The organism is Nocardioides sp. (genome assembly GCF_050246775.1).
Taxonomy (GTDB): domain Bacteria; phylum Actinomycetota; class Actinomycetes; order Propionibacteriales; family Nocardioidaceae; genus Nocardioides.
On the sequence record NZ_JBFWVK010000002.1, the window covers coordinates 126,707 to 153,187 of the forward strand.

At 69.3% G+C, this 26,481-nt stretch carries 31 protein-coding genes and 1 tRNA gene; 8 read left to right on the forward strand and 24 right to left on the reverse strand.

The window, feature by feature from the left end; translation table 11 throughout:
* Positions 1–12: 12 nt before the first annotated feature.
* Positions 13–396 carry a DUF5130 family protein gene (locus tag AB7I40_RS10455; protein ID WP_428346148.1) on the reverse strand — a complete coding sequence of 128 codons (384 nt, stop codon included), beginning with the start codon at positions 394–396 and terminating at the stop codon, positions 13–15.
* Positions 383–727 carry a hypothetical protein gene (locus tag AB7I40_RS10460; protein WP_428346149.1) on the reverse strand — a complete coding sequence of 115 codons (345 nt, stop codon included), beginning with the start codon at positions 725–727 and terminating at the stop codon, positions 383–385. Before AB7I40_RS10460 ends, AB7I40_RS10455 begins: the two co-directional genes overlap by 14 nt.
* 82 nt (positions 728–809) lie before the next feature.
* Between AB7I40_RS10460 and AB7I40_RS10465 the strand changes: the two genes are divergently transcribed.
* Together AB7I40_RS10465 and AB7I40_RS10470 are read left to right on the forward strand one after the other, a co-directional pair.
* The gene (locus tag AB7I40_RS10465) at positions 810–1,658 is read left to right on the forward strand and encodes a mechanosensitive ion channel family protein (RefSeq protein ID WP_428346150.1); all 849 of its coding nucleotides are present in this window, start codon (positions 810–812) and stop codon (positions 1,656–1,658) included.
* A 29-nt stretch (positions 1,659–1,687) separates the two neighbouring features.
* The gene (locus AB7I40_RS10470; protein WP_428346151.1) at positions 1,688–2,071 is read left to right on the forward strand and encodes a globin; all 384 of its coding nucleotides are present in this window, start codon (positions 1,688–1,690) and stop codon (positions 2,069–2,071) included.
* Here AB7I40_RS10470 and AB7I40_RS10475 read toward each other — a convergent pair.
* A complete protein-coding gene (locus AB7I40_RS10475) occupies positions 2,068–2,928 on the reverse strand; it encodes an acyl-CoA thioesterase (RefSeq protein WP_428346152.1) in 861 nt (286 codons plus the stop codon). The genes AB7I40_RS10470 and AB7I40_RS10475 overlap by 4 nt on opposite strands.
* Positions 2,929–2,947: 19 nt before the next feature.
* A complete protein-coding gene (locus AB7I40_RS10480) occupies positions 2,948–3,130 on the reverse strand; it encodes a hypothetical protein (RefSeq protein ID WP_428346153.1) in 183 nt (60 codons plus the stop codon).
* 91 nt (positions 3,131–3,221) lie between these two features.
* Between AB7I40_RS10480 and AB7I40_RS10485 the strand changes: the two genes are divergently transcribed.
* From AB7I40_RS10485 to AB7I40_RS10495, 3 genes are read left to right on the forward strand one after another with little or no spacing between them, the layout of a single operon-like run.
* The gene (locus AB7I40_RS10485) at positions 3,222–3,809 is read left to right on the forward strand and encodes a TetR/AcrR family transcriptional regulator (protein WP_428346154.1); all 588 of its coding nucleotides are present in this window, start codon (positions 3,222–3,224) and stop codon (positions 3,807–3,809) included.
* A gap of 49 nt (positions 3,810–3,858) precedes the next feature.
* On the forward strand, positions 3,859–5,073 hold the full coding sequence (locus tag AB7I40_RS10490; protein ID WP_428346155.1) for an acetyl-CoA C-acetyltransferase: 1,215 nt from the start codon (positions 3,859–3,861) through the stop codon (positions 5,071–5,073).
* 59 nt (positions 5,074–5,132) lie between these two features.
* Entirely contained in the window at positions 5,133–5,618 is a 486-nt protein-coding gene (locus tag AB7I40_RS10495; RefSeq protein WP_428346156.1) for a MarR family winged helix-turn-helix transcriptional regulator, read from the forward strand.
* A 22-nt stretch (positions 5,619–5,640) separates the two neighbouring features.
* On the opposite strand, the gene ettA is transcribed toward AB7I40_RS10495, so the two are convergent.
* The 5 genes from ettA to AB7I40_RS10520 form a co-directional block, all read right to left on the reverse strand.
* Positions 5,641–7,323 (reverse strand): energy-dependent translational throttle protein EttA, encoded by a 1,683-nt coding sequence (gene ettA / locus AB7I40_RS10500; protein WP_428346157.1) that lies wholly within the window; start codon positions 7,321–7,323, stop codon positions 5,641–5,643.
* Between the two features lie 109 nt (positions 7,324–7,432).
* The gene (locus AB7I40_RS10505) at positions 7,433–7,873 is read right to left on the reverse strand and encodes a single-stranded DNA-binding protein (RefSeq protein WP_428346158.1); all 441 of its coding nucleotides are present in this window, start codon (positions 7,871–7,873) and stop codon (positions 7,433–7,435) included.
* Between the two features lie 134 nt (positions 7,874–8,007).
* On the reverse strand, positions 8,008–9,630 hold the full coding sequence (locus AB7I40_RS10510) for a GTPase (RefSeq protein ID WP_428347955.1): 1,623 nt from the start codon (positions 9,628–9,630) through the stop codon (positions 8,008–8,010).
* Positions 9,631–9,709: 79 nt separating this feature from the next.
* Positions 9,710–11,482, reverse strand: a complete 1,773-nt coding sequence (locus tag AB7I40_RS10515; protein ID WP_428346160.1) for a dynamin family protein — start codon at positions 11,480–11,482, stop codon at positions 9,710–9,712.
* The gene (locus tag AB7I40_RS10520; protein WP_428346161.1) at positions 11,479–12,600 is read right to left on the reverse strand and encodes a PrsW family intramembrane metalloprotease; all 1,122 of its coding nucleotides are present in this window, start codon (positions 12,598–12,600) and stop codon (positions 11,479–11,481) included. The genes AB7I40_RS10515 and AB7I40_RS10520 overlap by 4 nt, the downstream gene beginning before the upstream one ends.
* 71 nt (positions 12,601–12,671) lie before the next feature.
* Between AB7I40_RS10520 and AB7I40_RS10525 the strand changes: the two genes are divergently transcribed.
* Together AB7I40_RS10525 and AB7I40_RS10530 are read left to right on the forward strand one after the other, a co-directional pair.
* Positions 12,672–14,093: an aminopeptidase P family protein gene (locus AB7I40_RS10525; protein ID WP_428346162.1), complete on the forward strand. Its 1,422-nt coding sequence runs from the start codon at positions 12,672–12,674 to the stop codon at positions 14,091–14,093.
* 143 nt (positions 14,094–14,236) lie between these two features.
* Positions 14,237–14,310, forward strand: a tRNA-Arg gene (locus AB7I40_RS10530).
* Between the two features lie 3 nt (positions 14,311–14,313).
* Here AB7I40_RS10530 and AB7I40_RS10535 read toward each other — a convergent pair.
* The 9 genes from AB7I40_RS10535 to AB7I40_RS10575 all read right to left on the reverse strand — a co-directional run bounded on the left by AB7I40_RS10535 (position 14,314) and on the right by AB7I40_RS10575 (position 20,877).
* Positions 14,314–15,102, reverse strand: coding sequence for a GNAT family N-acetyltransferase (locus AB7I40_RS10535; protein WP_428346163.1), 789 nt, complete (start codon positions 15,100–15,102; stop codon positions 14,314–14,316).
* A 4-nt stretch (positions 15,103–15,106) separates the two neighbouring features.
* Positions 15,107–16,315: a DUF480 domain-containing protein gene (locus tag AB7I40_RS10540; protein WP_428346164.1), complete on the reverse strand. Its 1,209-nt coding sequence runs from the start codon at positions 16,313–16,315 to the stop codon at positions 15,107–15,109.
* Positions 16,316–16,357: 42 nt separating this feature from the next.
* On the reverse strand, positions 16,358–16,792 hold the full coding sequence (locus AB7I40_RS10545; protein WP_428346165.1) for a VOC family protein: 435 nt from the start codon (positions 16,790–16,792) through the stop codon (positions 16,358–16,360).
* Entirely contained in the window at positions 16,789–17,172 is a 384-nt protein-coding gene (locus AB7I40_RS10550) for a hypothetical protein (protein WP_428346166.1), read from the reverse strand. Before AB7I40_RS10550 ends, AB7I40_RS10545 begins: the two co-directional genes overlap by 4 nt.
* 33 nt (positions 17,173–17,205) lie before the next feature.
* Positions 17,206–18,663 carry an MFS transporter gene (locus tag AB7I40_RS10555; protein WP_428346167.1) on the reverse strand — a complete coding sequence of 486 codons (1,458 nt, stop codon included), beginning with the start codon at positions 18,661–18,663 and terminating at the stop codon, positions 17,206–17,208.
* A complete protein-coding gene (locus tag AB7I40_RS10560; RefSeq protein WP_428346168.1) occupies positions 18,660–18,986 on the reverse strand; it encodes a plasmid stabilization protein in 327 nt (108 codons plus the stop codon). The genes AB7I40_RS10555 and AB7I40_RS10560 overlap by 4 nt, the downstream gene beginning before the upstream one ends.
* Before the next feature lie 3 nt (positions 18,987–18,989).
* The gene (locus AB7I40_RS10565; RefSeq protein WP_428346169.1) at positions 18,990–19,550 is read right to left on the reverse strand and encodes a Dps family protein; all 561 of its coding nucleotides are present in this window, start codon (positions 19,548–19,550) and stop codon (positions 18,990–18,992) included.
* Between the two features lie 58 nt (positions 19,551–19,608).
* The gene (locus AB7I40_RS10570) at positions 19,609–20,043 is read right to left on the reverse strand and encodes a hypothetical protein (protein ID WP_428346170.1); all 435 of its coding nucleotides are present in this window, start codon (positions 20,041–20,043) and stop codon (positions 19,609–19,611) included.
* 189 nt (positions 20,044–20,232) lie between these two features.
* Positions 20,233–20,877 carry a hypothetical protein gene (locus AB7I40_RS10575; protein ID WP_428346171.1) on the reverse strand — a complete coding sequence of 215 codons (645 nt, stop codon included), beginning with the start codon at positions 20,875–20,877 and terminating at the stop codon, positions 20,233–20,235.
* 114 nt (positions 20,878–20,991) lie between these two features.
* On the opposite strand from AB7I40_RS10575, the gene AB7I40_RS10580 reads away from it, so the two are divergent.
* Complete coding sequence (locus tag AB7I40_RS10580; RefSeq protein ID WP_428346172.1) at positions 20,992–21,936, forward strand: aldo/keto reductase; 945 nt, start codon at positions 20,992–20,994, stop codon at positions 21,934–21,936.
* Between the two features lie 65 nt (positions 21,937–22,001).
* Here AB7I40_RS10580 and AB7I40_RS10585 read toward each other — a convergent pair whose 3' ends face one another.
* From AB7I40_RS10585 to AB7I40_RS10610, 6 genes are all read right to left on the reverse strand, one after another.
* Positions 22,002–22,346 (reverse strand): LapA family protein, encoded by a 345-nt coding sequence (locus AB7I40_RS10585; RefSeq protein ID WP_428346173.1) that lies wholly within the window; start codon positions 22,344–22,346, stop codon positions 22,002–22,004.
* A complete protein-coding gene (locus AB7I40_RS10590) occupies positions 22,346–23,215 on the reverse strand; it encodes an aldo/keto reductase (protein ID WP_428346174.1) in 870 nt (289 codons plus the stop codon). Before AB7I40_RS10590 ends, AB7I40_RS10585 begins: the two co-directional genes overlap by 1 nt.
* 70 nt (positions 23,216–23,285) lie before the next feature.
* Positions 23,286–23,858: an isopentenyl-diphosphate Delta-isomerase gene (gene idi / locus AB7I40_RS10595; protein WP_428346175.1), complete on the reverse strand. Its 573-nt coding sequence runs from the start codon at positions 23,856–23,858 to the stop codon at positions 23,286–23,288.
* A complete protein-coding gene (locus AB7I40_RS10600; RefSeq protein ID WP_428346176.1) occupies positions 23,855–24,889 on the reverse strand; it encodes an NAD(P)/FAD-dependent oxidoreductase in 1,035 nt (344 codons plus the stop codon). The genes idi and AB7I40_RS10600 overlap by 4 nt, the downstream gene beginning before the upstream one ends.
* Positions 24,889–25,410: an isoprenylcysteine carboxyl methyltransferase family protein gene (locus AB7I40_RS10605; RefSeq protein ID WP_428346177.1), complete on the reverse strand. Its 522-nt coding sequence runs from the start codon at positions 25,408–25,410 to the stop codon at positions 24,889–24,891. Before AB7I40_RS10605 ends, AB7I40_RS10600 begins: the two co-directional genes overlap by 1 nt.
* Positions 25,407–26,471, reverse strand: coding sequence for a type III polyketide synthase (locus tag AB7I40_RS10610; RefSeq protein ID WP_428346178.1), 1,065 nt, complete (start codon positions 26,469–26,471; stop codon positions 25,407–25,409). Before AB7I40_RS10610 ends, AB7I40_RS10605 begins: the two co-directional genes overlap by 4 nt.
* Positions 26,472–26,481: the final 10 nt, after the last annotated feature.

Genomic DNA, 26,481 nt, shown 5'->3' on the forward strand with positions numbered 1-26,481 from the left:
GGGCGAGGGTCGTCAGCCGGCGTGCAGGGTGTTCTGCGGGCGTGAGTGCTCGGCGAGCATGGAGATGCCGCGCGTCAGGCCACCGATGAAGTCGTCGGCGGCGAAGGCGGACTGCATCTGGAGCACCGACAGTTCGACCTCGCGGTCGGACAGATGGCGGCGGACCTCCGTGCCGGTCACGACCTCCAGCGCCCGGGCCACCCGGTCGACGAGGATGAGCACGCTGCGTGCGGGCACGACCATGCGCTGGTGAAGCTGCTCGGCGAACTCGCGCGGGTCGCCCTGGGCCGCGCCGATGAAGAGCGAGAACTCGAAACGGGATGCCTGCTCGGCCATCCGGATCGCGCGATCGAGGTCGTGACGCTCGGTCGCGCTGAAAGCGTCACCAGCGGCCACTGGCGCCACCCGTCTCGGACGACTCCGCAGAGCCTGGGGGCAGGGCCTTGGCGCCGTCGCCGGGACCGCCGAACCACTCGTCACTGGCCGGGCCGGAGCGTTCGCCACGGGCCAGGGACGGTGCCAGCACCAGCAGGGTGATGCCGACGAACAGCACGATCGGCACACCGGCGAGCAGCAGGATCGCCTGCAGGCCGTCCACGCTCTCCGGCTGGCTCCAGCCCTCGGGGACATCGGCGTAGGAGGGCACGGCCAGCAGCGGCAGGCCCAGCACCACCGCGAGGGCAGCGGCGCGAGCGAGGCGACGGGGAAGTGAGGACGACGGGTTCACAGGACGAGGATATCGGCATCGGAGCTTCGCGCGTCACCACCCGGTGCATTGTCGGACGCCCGGTGGCCCGGATACTGGTCGCATGCCGACATGGTTCGAGAACTACACCGAGGGGTGGCCCCACGCGATCGGCGCGATCGTGCTCATCATCGTGCTCGCCGGGATCGCTCGATGGGTCCTGCATCGTGCGATCGACCGGATCGTCCGCCGCGCGGAGGTCGGCCTGCTGCCGGAGCGCATCCAGTGGCTGGGCAGCGACACCATGGCCCAGCGACGCGTCCAGCGCGCCCGGACCATGGGCACGGTCCTGAAGAGCATCGCGACGATCATCGTCGAGGCGATCGCGGTCCTGATGGTGCTCAGCCGCCTCGGCATCGACATCGCCCCGCTCATCGCCAGCGCCGGCATCGTCGGGGTCGCACTCGGTTTCGGTGCGCAGAACATCGTCAAGGACTTCCTCGCGGGCCTCTTCATCATCTTCGAGGACCAGTACGGCGTCGGCGACCTCGTCGACGTCGGACCGGCCAGCGGCACCGTCGAGGCCGTCAGCCTGCGGGTGACGCGGCTGCGCAACGGCGACGGCACCGTCTGGTACGTGCGCAACGGCGAGATCCTGCGGGTCGGCAACAAGAGTCACAACTGGGCAGCCACCTCCTTCGACATCGAGGTCGCCCGGAGCGAGGACCTGGCCAAGGTACGACGCGTGCTCACCGAGGTCGCCCAGGACCTCTGGGAGGACGAGGACTTCCAGGGTCAGCTCGTGTCCCAGCCCGAGGTATGGGGCGCGGAGAACCTCACTCCGGGGGCCGTCACGATGCGGGTCAACCTCAAGACGGTCCCCCTGGCCGGCGCCGAGGTCGCTCGTGAGCTGCGCGAACGGGTCAAGGGGCGCTTCGAGCACGAGGGCATCGCCAACCCCCCGACCAGTTGAGCCCGCGACCCGATCGGCAGAATGGGGTCGTGAGCACCTTCTACGACGAAATCGGTGGACTGCCGACCTTCCAGCGGCTGGTCGGCAAGTTCTACGAAGGGGTGGCCACCGACGAGGTGCTTCGACCGATGTATCCCGAGGAGGATCTCGGGCCGGCCACCGAGCGCTTCACGCTGTTCCTCGTGCAGTACTGGGGCGGACCCACGACGTACTCCGACACTCGGGGTCATCCGCGCCTACGGATGAGGCATGCACCGTTCGCGGTGACCCCGTTGGCGAAGGAGCACTGGCTCACGAACTTCCGGGCGGCGCTTGACGACGTAGCGCTCACGCCTGAGCAGGACGCCAAGTTCTGGGACTACGTGACGCATGCTGCCCAGTTCATGGTGAACACGTTCGAGGAGCCTGCCTAGGCCTCCAGCTCGGCCAGCAGTTGGTCTCGGTAGGCCGTCGGCGGCGCTGCCGAACGCTGGGTGAGCGGGTCGAACGTCACCGCCACCACGCGAGACCGGCTGAGCAGGGTGTCGCCGTCGCGGATCTCCGACTCGAGCGCGAAGGACGCGTTGCCCACCCGCGACACCCAGGTCCACGCGTCGTAGGGCTCGGGGCGGAACAGGATCGGAACCTTGTAGTCGACCTCGATGTGCGCCACGACCAGCGATGGGTGCTCGCCCAGCGCCGCCTGCTCGACGAGGCGCCGTAGGTAGGTGATCCGGGCCTCCTGGAAGTACTCGAAGTACTTCACGTTGTTGACGTGCCCGTAGATGTCCACGTCCGAGAAGCGCACCTGGACCGGGTAGTGCCGGTGCGGGGCCGGCCGCGCGGGCCCGGGCTTGTCCGGGCGCTCGCGGGCCACGGGTTCCATGAACCGCTCGAGGCTGTCGCGTTCGTCGGCGGTGATCCGGCGAGGCCGTTCGGTCTTGAAGACGTACGGCGTCAGCACGGTGGTGGCCCTCAGGTAGACCACCCGCCCCTGCGGTGTCTCGTCGAAGATCTCGTAGGCCATCGTGAAGCTGGCTGCGCGGATCTCGGTGACCCACGTCTCGATCTTGACCGGCTCGGGTCGCAGGGTGAGCGGGGCGGCGTACTCGACATCGTGGCGGACCACCACGGCCCCGTCGGCCAGGTCGTCCGAGCGCCGGTCGGGTGCGTGCGTCAGCAGCATGTCGACGCGCGCCTCTTGGAGGTAGTCGACGTAGACGACGTTGTTGATGTGGCCGAGCTGGTCGAGATCGGCCCATCGCAACGGACACTCATAGAGATGGCGCACCCTGCGATGGTGTCAGAGATCAGTGCGTGAGGGCGATGTGTCCGTAGTAGGAGCGGATCGACTCGTGGCGTGCGGTGCGGATCCGACGGTTGCGCACCAGGAAGTCGATGGTGACGCCGGCCAGGAGCGCGAGGCCGGCAGCGGCCGCGACTGCGAAGGCGACGATCCAGAGGATCAGGTGGGGCATCAGTTCGAAGGTCATCTCAAAGCCTTTCTACATCCGTAGAGTTTCTACTGTTGTAGAAACTACGCCTGTAGAGGTGAGAGCGCAAGTCCGCGTAGGGTCGGCCGCGATGGGACCCACGACTGAGCTGAGCCCGCGCATGCGCCAGTTGCTGAGCGCGGCCGTCGTCGTGGTCTCCGACAGCGGGATGCGTGGCCTGACCCACCGTGCGGTGGATCGGCAGGCAGGTCTTCCCGAGGGCAGCTGCTCGGCCTACCTGCGCACGCGCAAGGCCCTGCAGACGGCGCTGGCCGAGTACGTCGGCGCGCATCTCGCCGACGATGTCCGGGCGCTGTCGAAGGACCTGGCCCGCTGTCCGGGAGATCATGCGCAGGCCGCTGCGCAGACGGCAGCACTGTTCGACCGGTGGTTGCACGGCCGTGAGCTGGTGACCCGCTTCGAGCTGTCCCTGGAGGCCTCTCGTGACCCGGAGCTGGCCGCGCAGTTCTCGGCCTGGCGCACCGAGCTGGTGGAGGTCGTCGGCGGCATCCTCCTCACGACCGGTGGCCCGCCGGACCCCACCAGGGCCGAGACACTCGTGGTCGCCCTGGACGGCGTGCTCCTCGGCGCTGTGCTCCGCCCACCTGCGGAGCGCGCTGCCTACGTACGCCGCTGTGTCGCGCTCCTGCTCGACGCCCTCTCGCCCGTCGAGGAGTGAGGGATAGGCTGGCCGGACCCGTCAGTGCATCCCCAAGATCGGAGTCCTCATGCCCGAGGCAGTCATCGTCTCCGCAGCTCGCTCGCCCATCGGACGGGCCTTCAAGGGCTCGATGAAGGACCTGCGACCCGACGACCTGGCCGCCCTGATGATCCGCACCGCGCTCGACAAGGTGCCGGCCCTCGACCCGACCACGGTCGACGACGTCTACCTCGGCTGCGGCCTGCCCGGCGGCGAGAGCGGCTTCAACATGGGCCGCATCGTCAACGTCCTCAACGGCATGGACACAGTGCCCGGTGCCACGATCACCCGCTACTGCGCCTCCTCGGTGCAGACCACCCGGATGGCCTTCCACGCCATCAAGGCCGGCGAGGGCGATGTGTTCATCTCCGCCGGTGTCGAAATGGTCTCCAGCTTCGCGCGAGGCAACTCCGACAGCCTGCCCGACACCAAGAACCCACGCTTCGCCGAGGCCAGGACCCGCACCGAGGCCCTGGCCCAGGGCGGCGTGGACTGGCACGACCCTCGCGAGGACGGCCAGATCCCCGACGGCTACATCGCCATGGGCCAGACCGCCGAGAACGTCGCCCGACTGCGGGGACTGTCGCGCCACGAGCTCGACGAGTTCGGTGTCCGGTCGCAGAACCTGGCCGAGAAGGCCATCGCCAACGGCTTCTGGGCCCGCGAGATCACCGCGGTCACTACCCCGGACGGCAGCATCGTCACCGCCGACGACGGACCACGAGCCGGCGTCACCTATGACGCGATCGCCCAACTCAAGCCGGTCTTCCGCCCCGACGGCGTCGTGACCGCCGGCAACTGCTGCCCACTCAACGACGGTGCGGCTGCGGTCGTGATCATGTCCGACACCCGAGCAGCTGAGCTCGGCCTGACCCCGCTGGCCCGGATCGTGTCCACCGGAGTCTCGGGCCTGTCCCCCGAGATCATGGGACTCGGCCCCGTGGAAGCCACTCGCAAAGCCCTGGCCAACGCCAACATGACCATCGCCGACATCGACCTGGTCGAGATCAACGAAGCCTTCGCCGCCCAAGTGGTGCCCTCCTACCAAGACCTCGGCATCGATCTGGACCGCCTCAACGTCAACGGTGGAGCCATCGCCGTGGGCCACCCCTTCGGCATGACCGGCGCCCGACTGCAGAACACCATGCTCAACTCACTCGAGTGGCACGACCAGACCACCGGCCTCATCACGATGTGCGTGGGCGGCGGACAGGGCATGGCACTCATCCTCGAACGGGTCTGACCCGTGTCTTGGACGCAGGCTCACAGGAATCACGGCTGACCCTGCGTAAACTTCGGCGCATGTCGGATACGGGGACGCGCTGGCTGAGCGCGGACGAGCAGCACTCGTGGCGAGCCTTCGTGCTCGGCTCGACCCTGCTCATGGACCAGCTCGACCAGGAGTTGCGCCGCGACTTCCGCATCTCCCTGACCGAGTACGAGATTCTCGTCCGGCTCTCGGAGCGTCCTGACCGCGTGATGCGGATGGCACAGTTGGCTGACGCGGTGTGCCACAGCCGCAGCCGCGTCACCCACACCATCTCCCGGATGGAGAAGGCCGGCCTGGTGGTGCGCGAGGACTGTCTTGAGGACGGTCGAGGCGTTCAGGCCCGGATGACCGACGAGGGTTTCGCGCTCCTCGAACGAGCGGCGCCCGCCCATGTCGAAGGAGTGCGCCACCACTTCGTCGACGCTTGCTCCCCCGATGACTTCGCGGTCATGGGTCGAGTCATGAACGCCGTCACCGACCGGCTCATCGGCGCCCACCCCGAGGCGGAGATCCGCTGACCGGTGCGAGGCTGCCCGGACCTCAGTCGCGGGTCAGCTTGCGGTGGGTCACGCGGTGCGGCCTGGCGGCCTCGGCACCGAGCCGCTCGATCTTGTTCTCCTCGTAGGAGGCGTAGTTCCCCTCGAACCAGAACCACTTCGCGGCGTTCTCGTCGTCGCCCTCCCACGCGAGGATGTGGGTGACGACGCGGTCCAGGAACCACCGGTCGTGCGAGGTGACCACAGCGCATCCGGGGAACTCGAGCAGGGCATCCTCGAGTGAGGACAGGGTCTCCACGTCGAGGTCGTTGGTGGGCTCATCGAGCAGCAGCAGGTTGCCGCCCATCTTGAGGGTCAGCGCCAGGTTGAGTCGGTTGCGTTCACCACCGGAGAGCACCCCGGCCTTCTTCTGCTGGTCGGGGCCCTTGAAGCCGAACGACGCCACGTAGGCGCGGGAGTTCATCTCGAAGTTGGCGACCTTGATGAAGTCGAGGCCGTCGGAGACGACCTCCCACACGTTCTTCGTCGGGTCGATGCCGCCCCGGCTCTGGTCGACGTAGGAGATCTTCACCGTGGTGCCGACCTTGAGCTCGCCGGCGTCAGGCTCCTCCTGGTCGGTGATCATCCGGAACAGCGTGGTCTTGCCGACCCCGTTGGGCCCGATCACGCCGACGATGCCGGCACGCGGGAGCGTGAACGACAGGTCGTCGATCAGCGTGCGACCCTCGAAGCCCTTGGTCAGGTCGTGGGCCTCCAGCACGATGTCGCCCAGACGCGGGCCAGCCGGGATGTTGATCTCGGAGGTGTCGATCTTGCGCATCCGGTCGGCTTCGGCTGCCATCTCCTCGTAGCGTGCGAGCCTGGACTTGCTCTTGGTCTGCCGGGCCTTGGCGTTGGAGCGCACCCACTCGAGCTCACGCTCGAGCATCTTGGCCCGCTTGGCATCCTTGGCGCCCTCGATCTTGAGCCGGTCCTTCTTGGTCTCCAGGTAGGTCGTGTAGTTGCCCTCGTAGGGGTGCGCCTTGCCGCGGTCGAGCTCCAGGATCCACTCGGCGACGTTGTCGAGGAAGTAGCGGTCGTGGGTCACGGCGAGTACGGCACCCGGGTAGGAGGCCAGGTGACTCTCGAGCCACTGGACCGACTCGGCGTCGAGGTGGTTGGTGGGCTCGTCGAGAAGCAGCAGGCTGGGCTGCTGGAGCAGCAGCTTGCACAGGGCCACCCGGCGGCGCTCGCCACCGGAGAGGTTGTCGACCAGGACGTCTGGGGGCGGACAGCGCAGGGCATCCATGGCCTGGTCGAGTCGGCTGTCGAGGTCCCAGGCGTTGGCGTGGTCGAGGTCGGTCTGCAGGTCGCCCATCTCGCCGAGCAGCTTGTCGTAGTCGGCGTCGGGGTCGGCGAGCTCCTCGGAGATCTGGTTGTAGCGATCGAGCTTGCCCTTGATCTCGCCGACCGCCTCCTCGACGTTCTCCAGGACGGTCTTGCCCTCCGAGAGGGGCGGCTCCTGCTGCAGCATCCCGACGGTGGCGTCGGGGTCCAGGATGGCGTCGCCGTTGTTGGCCTTGTCGAGCCCCGCCATGATCTTGAGCAGCGACGACTTGCCGGTGCCGTTGGGACCGACCACACCGATCTTCGCCCCGTGCAGGAACGAGAGAGTCACGTTGTCGAGGACGACCTTGTCGCCGTGGGCCTTGCGCACATTGCGCAGTGTGAAGACATATTCCGCCATGGTCCTGAGCCTACGGTCCGAAGGCCGCCAACCTCCAACTGGGAGCCGGTGCCGGGCAGGAGTGGTCGGCGCCCCCGTGACGCCGACCACTCCCCCCGCGGCTGGTCGCTCAGGCGGCCGAGGCCGCGGCGAGATCCTCCACGGCCTCGGCCGCCTGGTCCTGCGCAACACCCTCGGCCTTCTCGCCCGCGCGCACGTTGCGCACGAACGTGCTGACCCCCCGGTTGAGGTCGTGACCCACGAACGTGGCCTCGATGTCGAAGGAGGTGACGTCGATCCCAGCCGAGTTGCTCCACACCTGGGCGTTGAGCCGCCCGTGCACCACGACGGGATCTCCGCGGTGCAGCGAGGCGGCGCAGTTCTCCGCCAGGGTGCGCCACGCATTGACCGTGTACCACTGCGTGTCGCCGTCGACCCACTCGTCGGTCTTCTTCTGGTAGCGGCGTGGGGTGCAGGCCACCCTGAAGTTCGCGACCACCGCGTCACCGGCCACGCGGGTGGTGACGTCACTGCCCACCCAGCCGGCCAGGGTCACTTGCGTTTCGTTCATGAGCTGCTCCTTTGTCGTTGCATTCCAACTGATGCAGGACCAGCCTGGGAACGCGAGCCGACATGTGCAGCAGGGTCGCGAGCAACTGTGGAGAACCCGAGCTCACGGGCTCCCTGTGGACGACGAGCGGGCTGCTACTTCAGGGCCTTGGACAGCCCGTCGCGGACCTGACGGTAGGCCACCAGCTCACCCTCGATCGGCGACACCACCAGCTCGTCGGCCACCTCACGCAAGGCTGCGCGCAGACGACGGTCGGCCGACCGGGCCCGGTTGCGGGCCGTCCAGCCCACCAACAACCGGCAGAACAGGGCCAGGACCGCGCCCACGGCCACGCCACCGACGAGCAGCAGCGCAGGGAGCGGGAACGGGCCGACCTGAGGCGTGCTGGGCTCGCGCATCTGGAGGTAGTCGAACACTGCCAGCACGATCAACCAGGCGGCCCCGGTCACAGCGGTCAGGATGAGCAGCCACTGCAGCACACGGACCAGGGAGGCCCACCACGGGATCTTGGCCACGCCGAGGTCAGTGGCAGCCAAGGACCGGTCGAGGCGGTCGTTGAGGTCATCGAGCCGGGAGACCGAGGCACGGCGTACCGAGGTCTGCCACGGTTGGCCGAGACCCTGGGAGGCGTCGTCAGCCGCCGACCGGACAGCGGCATCGACGCGTGCGCGCTGGACCCGGGTCGGTTCGGGGACCGAGGTGCGGGAGGTTCCGCTCAGTTCCTTGCCCGCCGCTCCCAGGTCGAGGTGGAGACGCTTGAGGGGATCCGGCTTGAGCCTGGACAGCCACGCCGTCACCGGCCAGCCCGTAGCGCGGTTGGCACGGACCCGGGTGGACTTCTCGACCGCCGCGACCACGGTGGGGACTCCGGCGGCGTCGGCGAAGGCGTTCTCCAGGTCCTCCAGCCGGTCGCGCGAGAGTTCCTGCGGCTTGGCCGCACCCGACACGGCCTGGAGCTCGAGGGCAGCGTTGCGCAGGTCCGCCTCGATCCGCTTGCGGGTGATCTTCTTGGTCGCCGACCGCTTGGCGATCAGGTCCTTGAGGTCCTCGGTGCCGATCTGGTGGAGCGCCGAGACGGCCAGCACGGGCACCGAGGACAGGCCGTCGGCATCGAGCAGCCGGCGTACGTCGGCGACCATGGCATCGCGCCGGTCCTCGGGCACGGTGTCGATGTGGTTGAGCACGACCACCATCACATCTGCGTGGGCCGCCAGTGGCTTGAGATAGCGGTCGTGAACCGCCGCGTCGGCGTACTTCTGCGGGTCCAGCACCCAGACCAGCAGATCGGCGAGCTGGACCAGCCGGTCGACCTCGAGGTGATGTGAGACCTCGGTGGAGTCGTGGTCGGGGAGGTCGAGGAGCACGACCCCCTCGAGGTCCTTGCTCTCGCGGCCACCGTCCAGCATGGAGTCGCGAGTGACCTGGTGACGCTCGGGGATGCCGAGCCACTCCAGGAGCTCCGAGGCGCCTTCGCGACCCCAGACGCAGGCGGTCGCCCAGGAGGTCGTCGGGCGGCGGACCCCCACGGCCGACAACTCGAGGCCGGTCAGCGCGTTGAACGTGGACGACTTGCCCGACCCCGTTGCCCCGGCGATGGCCACCACCGTGTGCTCGGCCGACAGACGCAACCGGCTGGCGGCGCGCTCGACCACGCGAGCGGCGTCATCGATGACGACGTCGTCGAGCCGACCTCGGGCCGCCTCAACGGCGGAGTCGAGGCCCTCGACACGGGGGCCGATGTCGCTCCCGCGGGTCACCAATTTCTTGGCACCCTCGAGCAAGGACGTCAATGTTCTTATCCCTCAAGCAGATGGTCGGGTGGGTGGTGTGACCACTCTAGTTAGTGCCCACGGATTTCCCGGCACCGGCGACACCCGCGAAGCGCAGGTCGTCGACCCGCCGTGAGGCCTTGCGCAGCTCCACCTCGGAGGCGGCGTCGAGCTGGAGGTCGTCGAGGAGCGCCAGGTATCGGTCGCGCTCGGCGTTGAGCAGGACCGCGACGCGCGCCTCGAGGTCCTTGCGGGCACGCTCGGCCAGATCCCGCACGGCCTGGTCGCCGAAGACCGCCTCGAGGAGCTTCTGACCCAGCACCGCGGACCCGCCGGCGATCCCCACCTCGGCTCCGGTGAGCCCGTAGCTGGCTGAGAAGACCACCACCATCAAGGCCACCGACAACCCGTTGACCCCGAACGCCAGGAAGCGCGCGGTGGAGCGCTTGTCGGCGCCCTCGTCACGCACCATGGTCAAGATGCCCTGCTGCCAGTCGCGCACGGCCCGCTCGGTGTCGCGTCGGAAGTCCCGGGAGGCACGACCCAGGTCCTGGCCGGCGGTAGCGAGGAGCTGCTGACCGGAGGCCAGACCCTGCCAGGACGCCTCCGCACGCTCCGCCGCGGCCTCGGCATGCTCGGCGATCAGCGTCTCCAGGCCGGACTCCACCGCCACGGTGACCCGCTCGGCCTGCTGCGGCTTGCCCTTGACCATGTTGACGACCCGGTCGCGCAACCAGCCGACCCGAGTCTCCAGGGAACGGAGCAGCTCGCCGGTGCCGACGAACTCCTGCCAGCGCGCCAGCACCTCACCACGAAGCAGGGTGCCGTCGGCTGCGGCCTTGGCGACGTTGTCCAGGGCGTCGGCGTAGGCCCTGGTCGCATCCTCTCGGAGCCGCTTCTCGACCGCGACCTGCTCGACGATCGCGTCCGCGATGCCATGGGTACGCCGGGTGAGGGTGCGGATGGCACCCTCGAGCGTCTGCTTGACCACGGCGGCCCGAGCACCCGAGTCAGCAGCCAACGAGTCCAGCCAACCGCGGATGTCGGCGACCGCCTCGGCCGGGAGCAACCCGTCGCTGCCGACATCACCCTCGGTGACGATGAACATCGGCGAGTCCTTCAGCCCGCGGCTGGCCAGCATCCGGCCCAGGTGCGTCGACACGGTCTCCACGGCCTCGGGGGCGGTGCGATCGAGCACGATGGCGACCGCGGTGCTGCGCTCGGCGGCCTGCTTCAGGAAGTTCCAGGGAACCTGGTCGGCATAACGGGCCGCGGAGGTGACGAACAGCCAGAGGTCGGCCGCGGCCAGGAGCTGTGCGGCCAGGGTGCGGTTGCGCTCCTCGACCGAGTCGACGTCCGGGGCGTCGAGGATGGCCAGCCCGGCGTGCACGGCGTGCGACGGCACGAGCTGGATCGCGGAGGGGTCGTTGGTGGAGCGACCGACCCGCTCGAGGTCGGGCAGGATGCGGTCCTGCCCGAACCACTCGGTGTCGGCGGGGTTGTGCACCAGGACCGGCGACCGCGTGGTCGGACGCAGCAGGCCCGGCTCGGTCACGCGGGTGCCGATCAGGGAGTTGACCAACGTGGACTTGCCCGCGCCGGTAGAGCCACCGACCACGGTGAGCAGCGGGGCGTCGATCGTCATCAGGCGCGGGATGACGTAGTCCTCGAGCTGGTCGACCATCTCGCTCTTGGCGGTGCGCTGCTCCTCGACTCCTGGCATGTCGAGCGGCATCGAGGCGGCCTGCAGCGCTCCGCGGAGCCGGATCAGGGCGGTCAGCATCTCGGTGTTCTCCACCGCGTGCTCGGGCTTCATCTTCTTCTTGGCCTTGTCACTCATCGGGTCGGCACCGTCCGTGCGGGGAAGGAGACCTGAGGCCGGAGCTCTTGCAACTGGTTCACGAAGTCCTGTCCTCGATCCGAGAAATCACGGGGTGCTGTCCCCCGAAGGTACCGGTGATGCAGGAAGCCGAGCTCGATGGCCGCGGCCTGATAGGCCTTCATCGCCCGGAGGCCGGCTGCTCCGCCGTGGTCGCGGGCATGCTGCCGGGCCACGCGCCGCGCCCGCAGGTCCACCAGCCAGGCGATGTCCTCGGGTGGGAACAGACCGCGTCGGGCAGCATCCGACAGCGCGGCGTACAGGATCTTCTGCTCGCTGTTGCGCGCCCACAGCGCGAAGGCCATCAGCAACAGCAGGGCCGGGATCATGACCACGACGTAGACCGTGATGGCCCCGCCGAGCCCGTGCAGGGTCGCGGTGTTCCAGGTGCCGTGCGCGACGACGGCGAAGAGGTAGCCGGCCAACGGTGCCGCCACCTGCACCAGCCGGCTCCGCGACCCGACGGCGATGCCCACCCCGATGCCGATGAACGCGGTGAACAGCGGGTGCGCGAAGGGGCTGAACAGGCACCGGAGCACGAACGTCGCGGTGATCGCGTCAGTGCCGCCCGGGCCGAGCCCGTCGGTGCCGTTGTAGGCGGCTGCCAGGTAGAGGATGTTCTCCACGAAGGCGAAGCCGATGCCGACCATCCCGGCGTAGACGATGCCGTCCAGGACGCCGTCGAGCTCGCTGCGCCGCCACCAGAGGAGCAGGATCAGGAACGCCCCCTTGCTGGCCTCCTCGATCAGCGGGGAGACCACCGTCAGGCTCTGGTGCTGCGAGACCGGCACGAACCACTGCCCGATGCCGCCGATCACCAGGGCGACCGCGGTGGCCACGAAACCGCCCCAGGCCAGGCCCAGGGCGAGCAGCGAGCGGGGCTCGGGTTCATAGCGGTCGAGCCAGAGATAGGCAGCCACCAGCGGGGCCACCGGGACCGCCGCGAGGACCGTGGCCAGGACCACCGTCGACGGTGCGCCGGAGAGGTAGATGACCAGGGCCATCGGCACCGCGCAGATCGCCGCGATCACGCCCACCGTGACGGTGAACGCGATGCTCTCGCGACGTACGGCGGCCATCTTCGAAGTCTATCGGCTGGGTGCTCTACGACCGCTTCGCCATGAGCCTGGCCGGGCGTAAGGTTGACGCCGTGACCGAGCAGACCGAACCCGCGTCCGAAGCCACCCTCGCCACGGAGTCCCACGACCCGGCGGTTCCCGAGGCCTATGCGGCGTTCATGCGCCAGGGCTGGGGCGACCGCGAGCTCGAGCTCCCCCCGCACCCCATCACGGCCCACGCGGCCGCGCGCCGGACCCGGCTGGCCGAGGCCTTCCCGGGCGAGCGGCTGGTGATCCCGTCGGGCACCTTCAAGGTGCGCGCCAACGACACCGACTACCGCTTCCGCGCCGACACCGCCCACGCCTACCTGTGCGGCAACCAGACCACCGACGCGGTTCTCGTGATCGACGACGGCGAGGCGAGCCTCTATGCGCGGCCCCGTTCGGCGCGCGACACCGACGAGTTCTTCCGCGACCGGCAGTACGGCGAGCTCTGGGCCGGTCGCCGCCCGTCGCTGCACGAGCTCTCCACCTCGCTCGGCCTCACGTGCCGCCACATCGACGAACTGCCGGCCGCGCTGTCGGCCACGGGCAAGACCCGCGTGCTGCGCGGCGTCGACGCGAAGGTCGACGGCCTCGTGCCCGCGGACTCCGGTCAGGACCAGGACTTCGCCCGCGTGCTCTCGGAGCTGCGGCTGGTCAAGGACGCATGGGAGATCGGCGAGCTGCAGCAGGCCTGTGACATCACCACGATGGGCTTCGAGGACGCCGTGCGCGACTGGGCCAACGTCCGCAAGTACGGCGAGCGCTGGGTCGAGGGCACGTTCTTCCGGCGAGCCCGCGCCATGGGCAACGACATCGGCTACGACTCGATCGTCGGCGGCGGGCGCCACGCCACGACCCTGCACTGGATCGACAACACCGGCCCCATCACGCCCGGAGAGCTCGTGCTGCTCGACATGGGGGTCGAGGGCCACAACCTCTACACAGCAGACGTCACGCGGACCCTGCCGATCGACGGCACGTTCACGACCCTGCAGCGCGACCTCTACACCCTGGTCCACGACGCGCAGCAGGCCGGCATCGAGACCGTCCGCCCCGGCGTCCCGTTCCTGTCCGCCCACAACGCGGCCATGAACGTGCTCGCGCACGGGCTGGCCGACCTGGGGCTGCTCCCGGTGTCCGCCGAGGAGGCCCTGTCGCCCGACAGCAAGCTGTACGCCCGGTGGACGCTGCACGGCACCAGCCACATGCTCGGCCTCGACGTCCACGACTGCGGCAACGCGTCGATGGACATCTACCCGAAGGGTGACCTGGCCGAGGGGATGTGCCTCACGGTCGAGCCGGGTCTCTACTTCCAGGAGGACGACCTGCTGGTGCCCGAGGAGTTGCGCGGCATCGGGATCCGGATCGAGGACGACATCGTGGTCACCGCGGACGGCTACTCGAACCTGTCGGCCTCGCTCCCCCGCACGGCTGCGGACGTCGAGGCGTGGATGGGTGCGCTGCTCTGAGCTTTCACCGCGGGCTCCTCGTCCCCCAACGACGCTGAACCATCACGGCAGCAGGGTGGGGGCGACCAGCAGTTCACCGATGGAGGTCACCGCTGAGGCTCATTGCGGCCCACGGGTGTCGATGCGTCACAATGTGCGCACCAGCCCCCGTAGCTCAGCTGGATAGAGCAGCGGCCTTCTAATCCGCGGGTCACAGGTTCGAATCCTGTCGGGGGCGCTGTCAGCGGTGCCACTGGTACGGCGTCGTCGTGGACACCTTGAGCAGCCCGGAGCGTTCCAGGATCGGTCGGGAGAACTCGGTCGAGTCGCTGTGGATCAGCGTCTTGCCCTGCGCCAGGGCGGAGCGGGCCCTGGCTGCGGTCAGGGCGCGGTAGATGCCGCGCCCACGCCAGGGCTCCCGGGTCGCACCACCCCAGATGCCGGCGAACTCGGTGCCGGGAACAGGCTCGAGGCGCCCGGCGCTGACGATCTCACCGGCGGCCTCGGCCACCCACACCTCCATGCCATCGCGCTCAGCGAGCCGGCGCAGCAGGTCATCGCCCGTGGCGGAGCCGACCGGATCCCCGAACACCTCGTCCTGCATCGCAGCCGTGGCCCGGACATCGGACTCCTCGGTGACCAGCCGCAGCGACACCCCGGCCGGCAGCGGCACGTCCACCGCCAGGCTGGCTGCCTCGCCGAGCATGATCGACTCCGGCTCCTCCGGCTCGAACCCGTGGGCCACCAGGGCCTCGTGGAGACCCGGGGCTGTGTCGTGCCCTCGCGTCTTCCACTCCGCTCGAGTGATGGTGGGGTCGCTCTCGAAGTGCGACCGGGCTGCCGCCACCAGTTCGGCGATCCCGTGGGCATCGCAGTCGTCGAGGTCCCGGTAGGTCACGAAGCCACGGCCCCCCGCGAAGGTCAACACGAACAGAGGACCGTGACGCACCACCGAGAGCGCACCGGAGGCCTCCGCGTCGGTGCGGAGCTGGTCGTCGTAGGCACTCAACAGCCTCTGCTGGTCGGTCACTGCCTCATCGCGGCCTGCGCCCGATCACGTAGAGACGCTGGCTGCTCTCACCACGGCTGCTCATCGGGCCGCGCTGGTACCACTCGACGTCCACGAGGCCAGCAGCCTCGACGGCACCGACCACGAACTCCGGCTCGTGGTAGACGAAGTCCAGGTCGATCTCCTGCTCGAACCAGTCGTCGAAGTGCCGGACCTCTGTCCCCGAGTGCAGGGCCAGCACGAGCCAGCCACCGGGATCCAGCGGGCGGATCAGGGCCGCGAGAGCCGCGGGCCACTCGGAGGCCGCCAGGTGGATCAGCGAGTACCACGCCAACACCGCGGCCCACCCCGAGCTCGTCGCCGGCCTGCTGAGCCGGCGCAGGTCGCCGACCTCGAACTCGACCCCCGGGAAACGACTGCGGGCCTCGGCGATCATCCCGGGCGAGAGATCAAGCCCGAGGGCCGCAGCACCCCCTGCCGCCAGGTGGGCAGTGACATGACCCGGACCGCAACCCACCTCCACCACGGCCCGTCCGGCTGCCTCCTCGATCACCCGGCCGAGCAACCAGTTCTCGAACGGCAGGTGCCGCAACTCGTCGGCGAGGTGCGCGGCGTACTCCGTGGCGACGGAGTCGTACGACGACCGCACCCGCGCGTCCCGAGTGTCGGCCCCGGCCGCGATGACGGCGTCCCGGTCGACCGTCGGCACCACCGCGGCCGACTCGACCTGGGGAGTGGGGCCCAGCAGGTGGATCCAGCGCCGGTCCTGCTGCCCGGCGCGACGCTCCAACTCGAGGACCAACGGCTCGGGTCGCGTCGCCATCCGTTGCAGGCAGCCCTCGACCTGACTGCGGTCGGCGAACGGGTGCAACCGCTCGGTGCGGGTGCGGAGCTCACCGGGCGACTGCGGACCCCGCAGCAGCAGCACGGTGATCAGGGCCCGCTCGTCCGGTTCCAGCGCCAGTCGCTCGTCCAGGATCTGGTGGTACTTCAAGGTGCGCCGACCACTGTCGGACCACACGATCCGCAGCCACCCGCCCTCTTTGAGGGCTCGCGCCGTGCGCTCGACGGACTCCTGGTCGAGATCGAGCACGGGGTCGCGGTTGCTGGTCTGGTTGCAGGCCGAGCGCAGGGCGTTGGCCGACAAGGGGTACGACGCCGGCACGGTGGTCTGCTTCTCCAGCAGGCTGCCCAGGATGCGTTGCTCCGGGGGACTCAGAACGGGGAGGGCCACACCTCGACCCTAAAGGGCGATCGATCCCACGCCCAGGGGTGTTCAGGCAACGAAGATGCAGAACGGGTGACCGGCCGGGTCGGCGAAGACGTACAACGGCTCCTCGGGGTCCTCGGACCGGTCGTAGAGGATCCTGGCTCCCAGCGACGTCGCCCGGTCACGCTGCCGGAACAACGCCTCGACGTCGTCGACGGTCAGGTCGAGGTGGAGCATCTGCTGCTGCGCCCCTTCCTGGGTGGGTCGGTCGCTCCACACCGGCGACACATAGTCGCCGGTCTGCTGGAAGGCGAGGCCACGTCCCCCGTCCGCGGGACGCAGCACCAACCAGTCCTCGCCGCGAGGGTCGGGCTGTCCGGCGGCGGGGGACTCATCGCCGGGGCGGTAGGCGTAGCCGAGCAGCTCGCGGTAGAACTCGGCGAGGGGGCGCGGGTGGCGGCAGTCGAAGACCACATTGCGGACCTGGGGCACCTCACTCATCGCGACACGTCCTCGGGCGGTGAGAGCCGGCGCACTCCCCCGAGCCGGCGATGGAAGCGGACCTGGTCGGCCCACGACTCCAGCGCCCGCCACAGGGTCTGGTGGGCAGCCCAGGGCAGTGGCTCCAGCCCCTGCTGCCACGTCGCCCCGAAGCTGATCCACACCGGGACCCAGGCGGCAGCGAGGTCCCACTCCCCCCGGTGCCGTTCGAGCAGCTGACGGCGGATCTGGAACGCCTGGCGCGGACCGTCGGCGCAGATCGGCGCGGTCCGCACCGGCCACACGCGCAGGTCCAACGCCATCAGCTCCAGCTCGACATCACCGAGCGCACGGGGATCCACCAGCACGGTCGCCACGTTCTCGTGGGGGCTGCGGATCACGGGAACCACGCTATCTCCACCGAGACCGCCCCGTCAGGCCGACGAGGTCGCATCCTCAGCCGTCAACGGTGTGGCGATGTCCTCCAGGGACTGCCCTTCAGCGGCCACTCCGAGGAACATCTCGGCCACCCCGGCACCGACCATCAGGAAGGCGCCGATGAAGTAGCCCAAGGCGATCGCGGTGATGTCACCGTCGGCCGATGCGTCGTCGATCAGCTTGCCGAACAGCAGGGGGCCGCTGATCCCCCCGGCCGCCGTACCGATGGCATAGAAGAACGCGATGCACAGCGCCCGCGTCTCCATCGGGAAGATCTCGCTCGCCGTGAGGTACGCCGCGCTCGCGCCGGCCGAGGCGAAGAAGAAGACGATCGTCCCCATCAACGTCAGCGTCACCGCCGAGAGGCTGCCCAGAACCAGCCCGGTGAAGCCGAGCAGCACACCCGACAGCAGGTAGGTGCCCGAGATCATCCGGACCCGGCCCACTTTGTCGAACAGCGGGCTCAACACCAGGGCACCGAGGAAGTTGCTGACCGCGAAGACCGCGAGGTACCACCCGGTCTGCTTGACGTCGAGGAACGTGGTCAGGGTGTCGCCGTAGGTGAAGAAGAAGGCGTTGTAGAGGAACGCCTGTCCCACGAACAACGCGAAGCACAATGCGGTGCGCCGCGGATACATCGTGAAGACCGTGCGAGCGATCAGCCCGATGCCGATCGATTTGCGTTGCCGGATGGTGATGGACTCCCCCGCCTCGGGAAGCCGCTGCCCGGTCTCCTCCTCGACGGTCTTCTCGATGTCCACGACGATCCGCTCGGCCTGCTCCTCCCGGCCGTGGATGAACAGCCACCGCGGGCTCTCCGGGACGTGGCGGCGCACCACGAGGATGCCGACCGCCAGGAACGCCCCGAGGCCGAACGCGAGTCGCCATCCCCAGGCGGGATCCACGACGTTGGGATCCAGCAACGGGATCGTCAGGAGCGAACCAGCCGCGGCCCCGACCCAGAACGAGCCGTTGATGGCCACATCGACCCGCCCTCGGAACTCGGCCGGGATCAGCTCGTCGATCGCCGAGTTGATCGCGGCGTACTCCCCGCCGATGCCGGCACCGGTGATGAAGCGGGCGGCGAAGTACCAGGCCGGGTTCATCGAGAACGCAGTCAGCACCGTCGCCACCGTGTAGACGCCCAGAGTGATCAGGAACAGCTTCTTGCGACCGAAGCGATCGGTGAGCTGCCCGAAGAACAACGCACCCACACAGGCCCCGGCGACGTACGTCGCACCGGCGATGCCGACATCGAAGCTGGACAGCCCGAGGCCCGTGTCGGTCGGCTTCAACGCCGCCGACATCGAGCCGACGATCGTGACCTCGAGCCCGTCGAGGATCCACACCGCCCCCAGGCCGACCACGACCATCCAGTGCCAGCGTGCCCAGGGCAGCCGATCCAGCCGGGCCGGGATGTCGGTGGTGATCCGGCCCGTCTCCACGGCGCTCATCGGGCCAAAGCCCGTTCCAGCTCGTCCTTGCTCATCGAGGAGCGACCTTTGAGGTTCCGCTTCTTGGCCTCGGCGTAGAGCTGCGCCTTCGTCCGACCACCAGGACCCGAGTGCGAGCGGAGGCCGCCGCGCCTGGAGGAGGAGAGGTCCTGGGTCGAGGTGGTGCTGGCCGTCTTCGCCTCACCGGCGCGAGCCCGCTCCTTGTTGACGGTCCGGGCCGCGATCTCCTGCGCCGTGTCCTCGTCGCGGCCCTGGTCCTCCAGGCCCTCCTTGATGTGCTCGTACTGACGTTCGCGCTTCTTGCTCCACGCCTGCTGAGGCACCTCTCAGTCCTCCTTGCCCGCTGCCTGGGCTGCAGCGGCCTCGGTGGTCTGGCCCTCGGTCGACAGCTGACCGGAGCTGTTCTCCAAGTGCGCCCGGATGAACCAGTGGAACAGCTCGAGCTGCTCGGTCTGCGAGATGAACATGTCCTGCGTGACCAGGTCCAGCTCGTCGAGCTCCTTGATGCCGTCGCGATAGCTGGAGATGACGCCCTGGTAGACCACGTCGAGGGCACCCAGGTGCTCCTGGGTGGTGGCGCGTCCGATGCTGTACTCGTCCCACGTGCGGCCCGCGACGATGGCGCCCGGCGTACCGAGCGGGGATCCGCCGAGCGTCGCGATCCGTTCGGCCAGCGCGTCAGCGAAGCCGCGTACGGCGCTCACCTGCGGGTCGATCATCTCGTGTACGGCGATGAAGTGCGGCCCGACCACATTCCAGTGCACGTGCTTCAGTGTGAGGTGCAGGTCGTTGCTGGCATGCAGGCGGCTCTGCAGCAGTTCGACCACGCGGGATGCGTCGTCGGAGGTCATCCCGGGAACGGTGTAGTGCAGTTTCGTTGTGTCCATGAGGAACGGCGTACCCCTCCACCGGGGTGGATATGCACCCGGTGGCCGAACTCGCTGATCAGCCGGACTGGCCGTGCCTCTCGTCGCTGCTGCGCGCCGTGGCGGCCGGCCTGCCGGCACGCATGGCCGCACCGAACGCCGGGACCTCGGCGCAGGCCGCATGGAAGGCGGCGGCGGGCATGATGAGTGCCTCCACCGCGGACGTCGTGGTCACGATCATCATCTGGGAGACGCCCTCGTCGGTCGACCCGACCAGGTCACCGGCGCCCCAGCGACTCTCCTCGCCCTGTCCTGAGGTGAGCGTCAAGGAGCCCTGCAGGACGAGGTAGACGTTGTCGACCGGCCCTGTCTCCCAGATCAGCGACCAGCCCTCGGGGATCTGCACGTGTTCGCCATGACCCCAGACCCTGCGCACGTCAGCCACCGACAGGTCCCGGAAGCACTCGATGCTCCGAAACTCGATCGGGTAGGCGTGGGCAGGGATGTGTCTCATGCCTTCCATGGTGCCCCCTTACACAAGGGTCAAACCAGCGCTTCTCGACGAATGAAACCGAGTTGACTCACTGGGCGAGACGGGGTGGCCAGGCAGAACCCCGGACCGCTGGGGTCGGGCCAGCGATCCGGGGTGGCCTCTGAGGGGCGGACCCTCAGTCCCAGGACACACGTCGGGCGGGGGAGGCCGTCAGAGGTCTGCCGGGCGCAGGACGAACACGATTCCGTGGGCGATCTGGAGGTTGCCCTTGTTGATGTCGAGTGCACGAGGATTGACGAACGGGTTGACGTCGTTCGGGTCGTTGTCGACCAGACGGATGATCGGCAGCCAGCGACAGGGCACCTTGACCGTGAGGGTCGCTCCCTCGAGCGCGGTGTCGAGCACGGCACCGTTGGCCTTCAGGGCCGCCTTCGAGTCGATGGTGACGCCCGGAATGACGTGGTAGAGCAGCACGGACTCGATCGCGTCGATCCCGACCGCTCCGGCAAGGGTGGTGAACACCTTGCGCTCCGAGCGGTACCAGTTGCCGGTCAGGTCCTTGACCAGCACCCGGAAGGAGAAGTCGTTGGGGATGAACGCCGTCAGGGGCACGGTGCCGTCCGCCAGCAGGCCGACGGGGCTGTCGGGCTTGGCCGCCAGGACGGCCAGGACGGCCTCGGTCACGATGTCGTAGTCGCGGGCATTGCGGTCGAACTGGTTGCCGTCCGAGGTGAGAACCTCGGCCAGGCTGGTGGTGCCGGGCGTCGCGGTGCGCGAGGCCTGGGCGGGGGCCGCCGCGCCAGCGGCGAGGATGGTGGCGGTCACCGATACCGCAAGAAGGGATTTGAGCTTCATCACGAACTCCTCAGTCGTGGGGCCGTCGGACGGCGGCCTCTGACCCCTAGTTCGGGCGTCGGCAGCCGGTGGTTGCCGCCACGACGAAGATTTCTGGATGTCTAGGGTGGGCAGGTGACCTCCTCCCTGATCCTCGGCGCGATGTACTTCGGGACCAAGACCGACCGGGCCACCTCCTACGCCCTGCTCGACCGCTTCGTCGAAGCTGGTGGCCGCACGGTCGACACCGCCAACTGCTACGCGTTCTGGGCCGGCGACACCGGTGCCGGCGGGCAGAGCGAGGCCCTCATCGGGGACTGGCTCGGTGACAATCCGGGGATTCGTGACGAGCTGACGATCGCCACCAAGGTCGGCGTCGAGCCGCGCACCCCGGGAGACTTCGAGGGCCCGGTCGAGGGACTCTCCGCGTCAGTGATCCGCCGCGAGTGCGGCAGGAGTCTGGAGCGACTGGGCCTCGACTGCATCGACGTCTACTGGGCTCACGGCGAGGACCGCTCGGTCGCCCTCGAGGAGAGCGTGATCGCCTTCGGCGACCTCGTCCGCGACGGGTACGTCGCCCGGCTCGGTGTCTCCAACCACCCGACCTGGCGCGTCGAGCAGGCACGCGCGATCGCCCGTTCCCTGAGTCTGGAGCCGTTCACCGCCCTGCAGCTCACCACCTCCTACGTCCGGCCGCGCCCGGACACCGCGGTCGCGGGCAAGGATCACCCGTTCGGCTTCGTCACGCCCGAGACCCTCGACTACGTGCGCGAGCACCCGGGGATCGACCTGTGGGCCTACAGTCCCCTGATCCAGGGCAGCTACGACCGCAGTGAGCGCCCGTTCCCGACCGCCTACGACCACCCCGGCACCACCCAGCGCCTGGCCGCGCTCGGGCACCTGGCCGGCGAGGTCGGCGCCACTCCAGGCCAGGTGGTGCTGGCCTGGCTGATGGCCGGCAACCCGCCCATCCGCCCGATCGTGGGGGTCTCCAGCCTCGATCAGCTCGATGAGGCACTGCGGGCCGACTCGCTCGAGCTCTCCGAGGAGCAGCTCGCGGTGCTCGACGCGGCCAACTAAATGGTTGATCGCAGTCACCTGGTGACTGCGATCAACCATTCAAGCGTCGAAAGCTGCGCGTGGGATCAGTTGTGGTGCTTCACCCGCCGGCGCAGCTGCCAGATGCGCAGCGTGCCCACGATGGCCGCCACGATGAGCCCCGCTGCCGTGGCGATGAGCAGGGCCGCCGCGAGCGGGGTGCGCCCGTTCCAGCCGAGGAACGAGACCTCGACCTTCTGCGTGTTCTGGACGATGAAGATGACCAGCAGGATCAGCACGATGCCCAACGCGACCACGGCGCCCCACAACCCGCTCGTGCGCGAGTGGCGCAGCGGGTTGACGCTCGCTTCCGACGGACCGGCGCTCGGTTCGGGTCCGACCGGCTCGGCATCAGCCGGGTCACCCGGGGGCAGCGGCTCCTCGTGGGCCATCAGACGGCGCTCGTCAGGGCAGCGAACTCGTCGTCGCTCAGCTCGATACCGGCGGCGTCGGTGTTGGACTCCAGGTGCTCGAGGCTCTTGGTGCCGGGGATCGGCAGCATCACCGGCGAACGCCTGAGCAGCCACGCCAGCGCCAACTGTGACGGGGTGGCCGCGTGCTCGCGGGCCGCGGCGGCCAACGGGCCGTCGTCCTTCGAGAGCTCACCGGTGGCCAACGGGAACCACGAGATGAATGCGATGTCCTGCCTTTCGCACTCCTCGAGCAGCGGCTCGGCGTCGCGCTTGGCCAGGTTGAAGAGATTCTGCACCGAGGCGATGGTCGCGACCTTCTGGGCCTGGTGGAGCTGATCGACACTGACCTCGGACAGCCCGATGTGGCGGATCTTGCCCTCCTCCTGCAGCAGCTTGAACTCACCGATCTGGTCCTCCAACGGCACCTCGGAGTCGACCCGGTGGAGCTGGAACAGGTCGATGGTCTCGACCCCCAGCTTGCGCAGGCTGAGCTCGGCCTGCTGGCGCAGGTAGGCCGGACGGCCGACGGGGATCCACTGACCGGGGCCCGTGCGGGTCAGGCCCGCCTTGGTGGCGATCACCACGTCATCGGCGTAGGGGTGCAGGGCCTCCCTGAGAAGCTCCTCGGCCACGTTGGGCCCGTAGGAGTCGGCGGTGTCGAAGAAGTTGATCCCGATCTCGACCGCGCGCCGCAGTACCGCGATCGCACCGTCTCGATCCGACGGCTCTCCCCAGACACCCTCCCCGGTGAGCTGCATCGTGCCGTAACCGAGCCGCACGACCGGCAGGTCTCCGCCCAACTGGAAGGTGCCCGACGCCGAAGCGAGGTTCTCGTGCGTGGTGGTCATTGATCTCCTCAAGAGGTGGAAATGCTACTGGTGCAGTAACCACTGGGGGCTCCGGGCATTCCCCACCCTCTCATCGAGCCGCCGGCGGCAGCAGGTCCCGGGGCCGAGCCACGGCAGTGAGTGGATCGAGCGGCAGCGCGCGCACCTGGAGCACGCACCAGTGGCTGACCTCACGCGACCCCGACAGCACCGACGATCGGAACTGCGACCAGTCCACCCACTCGTGGTCCTCGACCTCGTCGGGATCGGCGCAGATCGGCTCCGCCGTCGTCGCCACGAAGACCGGACACATCTCGTTCTCCACGACCCCGTCGGGCATCACGGCGCGGTAGCGGAACTCGGGAATCACCAGGCGCACGTCGTCGACGCGCACACCCAGCTCCTGGCCGACCCGGCGCCGTACCGTCTCGACGATGTCCTCCCCCGGAGCCGGATGCCCGCAACAGCTGTTGGTCCACACGCCCGGGAAGGTCTTCTTGTGCAGGGCACGGCGGGTGACCAGCAGTCGACCCGCGGCGTCGAACAGGTAGCAGGAGAACGCCAGGTGCAGGGGGGTGTCCCGGTGGTGCACCCCCGCCTTGTCGGCCACCCCGATCGCCCGCCCCTCCTCGTCGAGCAGCACGACGCTCTCGACGGCGCTCATGCCGCGAGCCGCGACGGTCGGGCCAGCTGGTCGACGGCCGCGTCGAACACCCGGGGCAGGCGGGCGGCAACCGGCACGAGCGTGCGCCGTACGACGGGCAGCCGAGTGGCGGTGAGCAGACTGTGGGTGAGGACGTCATGGCGCCAGGTGAGCCGCCGCCAGGCCGACTCGTAGGCGGCGGCATCGTCGGTGAGCACCGCCGTCACGGCGGCCTGGGCCTGCGCGGCCCCCGCGGCGATGCCCTCTCCGGTGAGGGCATCGACATAGCCGGCAGCATCACCGACCAGCAGCACGCGCCCGGCGACCCGATGCCTGGACCGCTGGCGCAGCGGGCCGGCACCGCGGGTGCGGGTGGGTTCCGCACCGGCCAGCCGGGCAATCAGGTCGGGAAAGTCCTCGAGTGCTTCGCGCAGCGCGCCGCGCCGGGTGCCGAGCACGGCCACCCCGACCAGGTCCTCGGCCACCGGGGTCACGTAGGCCTCGGCACGACGCGCCCAATGCACCTCCACCAGATCCGTCCACGGAGCGAGCGCGAAGTGGCAGCGCAGGCCGAACCGGCGCGGGGCGTGGGTGGGCCGGTCGAGCCCCACCATCCGCCGTACCGGCGAGTGCAGACCGTCGGCAGCGATGAGGTGCCGCGCGGGCGTGCCGTCGACCACGACGTGGTCGTGGTGCTGCTGGAGGTGCTCCACGGCGCGGTGCTCCACCCGGATGCCGCCCTGGGCGACGGCATCGCGCAGCGCCGAGTGCAGGGTGGTCCGTCGTACGCCGCGACCGGTGCCGTGCCGGAACCGGGCCTCCACCGTTCGCTGTCCGTCGAGGTAGCGAATCCCGCCCAGGGCGACCCCTTCGGGATGCACGCCCAGATCGCTCAGCGCCTCGACCGCACCCGGCATCAGGCCCTCGCCACAGGCTTTGTCGATGATCCCGGCCCGCGGCTCGCACACCACCACGTCGAGGCCGGCCCGGGCGGCGTACAAAGCGGTCATCAGGCCGACCGGTCCGCCGCCGGCGACGATGAGGTCGCGCATCAGGCTGTCACCGCTCTCAGGGCGGCGTTCTCGACCCGCAGGCGTACGCCGAGCAGGACGGCGTTGGCCAGCGTGAACACGAGGGCGGTGACCCAGGAGGCGTGCACCAGGGGCAGCGCGACCCCCTCCACCACGACGGCGACGTAGTTGGGGTGGGAGAAGAACCGGTAGGGACCGCTGGCGACGAGCGGGAGGCCCGGAACCACGATGACGCGGGTGTTCCAGCGTCGCCCGAGGGTGGTGATGCACCACCACCGCAGGGCCTGGGAGGCGATCACGAGCACGAGCATCGACCAGGCCAGGGCTGCGGGCACTTCCGGGCGGCGCCACCAGGCCTCGACCAGGGCACCGACCAGGAGGCCGGTGTGCAGCACCACCATCACCGGGTAGTGACCGCGACCCGACTCCGTGCCGCCGAGCGCGAGGCTCCAGGCGGAGGTGCGCTTCGAGACGACCAGCTCGGCCACCCGCTCCAGGCCGACGAAGGCGACCAGGACCGTGAAGGCGATCAGGCTGGTCACGAGACGACTCCCACGGGAGCGCGCAGCAGCACGAGCTCGGAGCAGAAGCCGGGACCCATGGCCAGCATCATTCCCCACGACCCGGGCTTCGGCGGTCGCTCGCGCAGGGTGTCCTGGAGCACGTGGAGCACCGAGGACGACGACAGGTTCCCGATCCGTGCCAGCGAGTCCCAGGTCAGCCCGAGCGCCTCGCGGGGCACCTCCAGGCTCTCCTGCATCGCCTCCAGCACCTTCGGGCCGCCCGGGTGGCACACCCACCACTCGATGTCGCGGCGCGTGAGCCCGTGTCGACCGAGGAATCCGTCGACGTCGTCGCGGATGTAGGTGCCCACGACCTCCGGCACATTGGCGTCCAGCACGATCCTCAGCCCGGTGCTGGTCACGTCCCAGCCCATGGTCCGCTCGGAGTCGGGGTAGAGCCGTCCGCGGGTGTCGACCACCTCGACCCCGGTGCCGTTGGTGCCACGGGCGACGACGGCCGACGCGCCGTCCCCGAAGAGGCCACTGGCCACCAGGTTGGCCATGGAGGCGTCGTCACGCTGGACCGTGAGGGAGCACATCTCCGCCGACACCAGCACCGCCACCTCACCGGGGTGTCCCAGGAGGTAGTCGTGGAGGCGAGAGATGCCGGCCGCGCCGGCCACGCATCCCAGTCCGACCAAAGGCACCCGCTTCACGTCCTGGCGCAGGCCGATGAGGGCTGCGATCCGGGCGTCCAGCGAGGGCACGGCGAGACCGGTCACCGTCGTGGAGACCAGCAGGTCCACGTCGGCGGGAGCCAATCCGGCGGAGTCGAGCGCCTCGAGGATGGCCTGGGCGCCGAGCCGGACGGCCGCCTCGATGAAGAGGTCGTTGCTCTCCCCGAAGTCCTTGATGCCCGCGTAGGCGTCGAGGGGCAGCGCGAGATGGCGGTGTCGGACCCCGGCGTTGGCGTGGAAGCGGCGCAGCAGGCGCTCCTCGACTCCCCCGCGGCCGGTGACGACGTCGATGAAGGCGTCGGTGATCTCCGCCTGGGAGTAGCGATGCTCGGGCAGGACGCCGCGTGCCGCGAGGATCTCCATGCCTCTCACT

What these genes read in the sequence shown, in the direction of transcription:
- AB7I40_RS10465 (WP_428346150.1), top strand. Translation starts at nt 810, where the DNA reads ATGCCGACATGGTTCGAGAACTACACCGAGGGGTGGCCCCACGCGATC.
- AB7I40_RS10610 (WP_428346178.1), bottom strand. Translation starts at nt 26,471, where the DNA reads ATGGAGATCCTCGCGGCACGCGGCGTCCTGCCCGAGCATCGCTACTCC.
- AB7I40_RS10575 (WP_428346171.1), bottom strand. Translation starts at nt 20,877, where the DNA reads ATGAAGCTCAAATCCCTTCTTGCGGTATCGGTGACCGCCACCATCCTC.
- ettA (WP_428346157.1), bottom strand. Translation starts at nt 7,323, where the DNA reads ATGGCGGAATATGTCTTCACACTGCGCAATGTGCGCAAGGCCCACGGC.
- AB7I40_RS10495 (WP_428346156.1), top strand. Translation starts at nt 5,133, where the DNA reads ATGTCGGATACGGGGACGCGCTGGCTGAGCGCGGACGAGCAGCACTCG.
- AB7I40_RS10570 (WP_428346170.1), bottom strand. Translation starts at nt 20,043, where the DNA reads ATGAGACACATCCCTGCCCACGCCTACCCGATCGAGTTTCGGAGCATC.
- AB7I40_RS10505 (WP_428346158.1), bottom strand. Translation starts at nt 7,873, where the DNA reads ATGAACGAAACGCAAGTGACCCTGGCCGGCTGGGTGGGCAGTGACGTC.
- AB7I40_RS10600 (WP_428346176.1), bottom strand. Translation starts at nt 24,889, where the DNA reads ATGCGCGACCTCATCGTCGCCGGCGGCGGACCGGTCGGCCTGATGACC.
- AB7I40_RS10520 (WP_428346161.1), bottom strand. Translation starts at nt 12,600, where the DNA reads ATGGCCGCCGTACGTCGCGAGAGCATCGCGTTCACCGTCACGGTGGGC.
- AB7I40_RS10490 (WP_428346155.1), top strand. Translation starts at nt 3,859, where the DNA reads ATGCCCGAGGCAGTCATCGTCTCCGCAGCTCGCTCGCCCATCGGACGG.
- AB7I40_RS10545 (WP_428346165.1), bottom strand. Translation starts at nt 16,792, where the DNA reads ATGAGTGAGGTGCCCCAGGTCCGCAATGTGGTCTTCGACTGCCGCCAC.
- idi (WP_428346175.1), bottom strand. Translation starts at nt 23,858, where the DNA reads ATGAGCGCCGTCGAGAGCGTCGTGCTGCTCGACGAGGAGGGGCGGGCG.
- AB7I40_RS10515 (WP_428346160.1), bottom strand. Translation starts at nt 11,482, where the DNA reads ATGAGTGACAAGGCCAAGAAGAAGATGAAGCCCGAGCACGCGGTGGAG.
- AB7I40_RS10590 (WP_428346174.1), bottom strand. Translation starts at nt 23,215, where the DNA reads ATGACCACCACGCACGAGAACCTCGCTTCGGCGTCGGGCACCTTCCAG.
- AB7I40_RS10480 (WP_428346153.1), bottom strand. Translation starts at nt 3,130, where the DNA reads ATGACCTTCGAACTGATGCCCCACCTGATCCTCTGGATCGTCGCCTTC.
- AB7I40_RS10485 (WP_428346154.1), top strand. Translation starts at nt 3,222, where the DNA reads ATGGGACCCACGACTGAGCTGAGCCCGCGCATGCGCCAGTTGCTGAGC.
- AB7I40_RS10565 (WP_428346169.1), bottom strand. Translation starts at nt 19,550, where the DNA reads ATGGACACAACGAAACTGCACTACACCGTTCCCGGGATGACCTCCGAC.
- AB7I40_RS10585 (WP_428346173.1), bottom strand. Translation starts at nt 22,346, where the DNA reads ATGGCCCACGAGGAGCCGCTGCCCCCGGGTGACCCGGCTGATGCCGAG.
- AB7I40_RS10555 (WP_428346167.1), bottom strand. Translation starts at nt 18,663, where the DNA reads ATGAGCGCCGTGGAGACGGGCCGGATCACCACCGACATCCCGGCCCGG.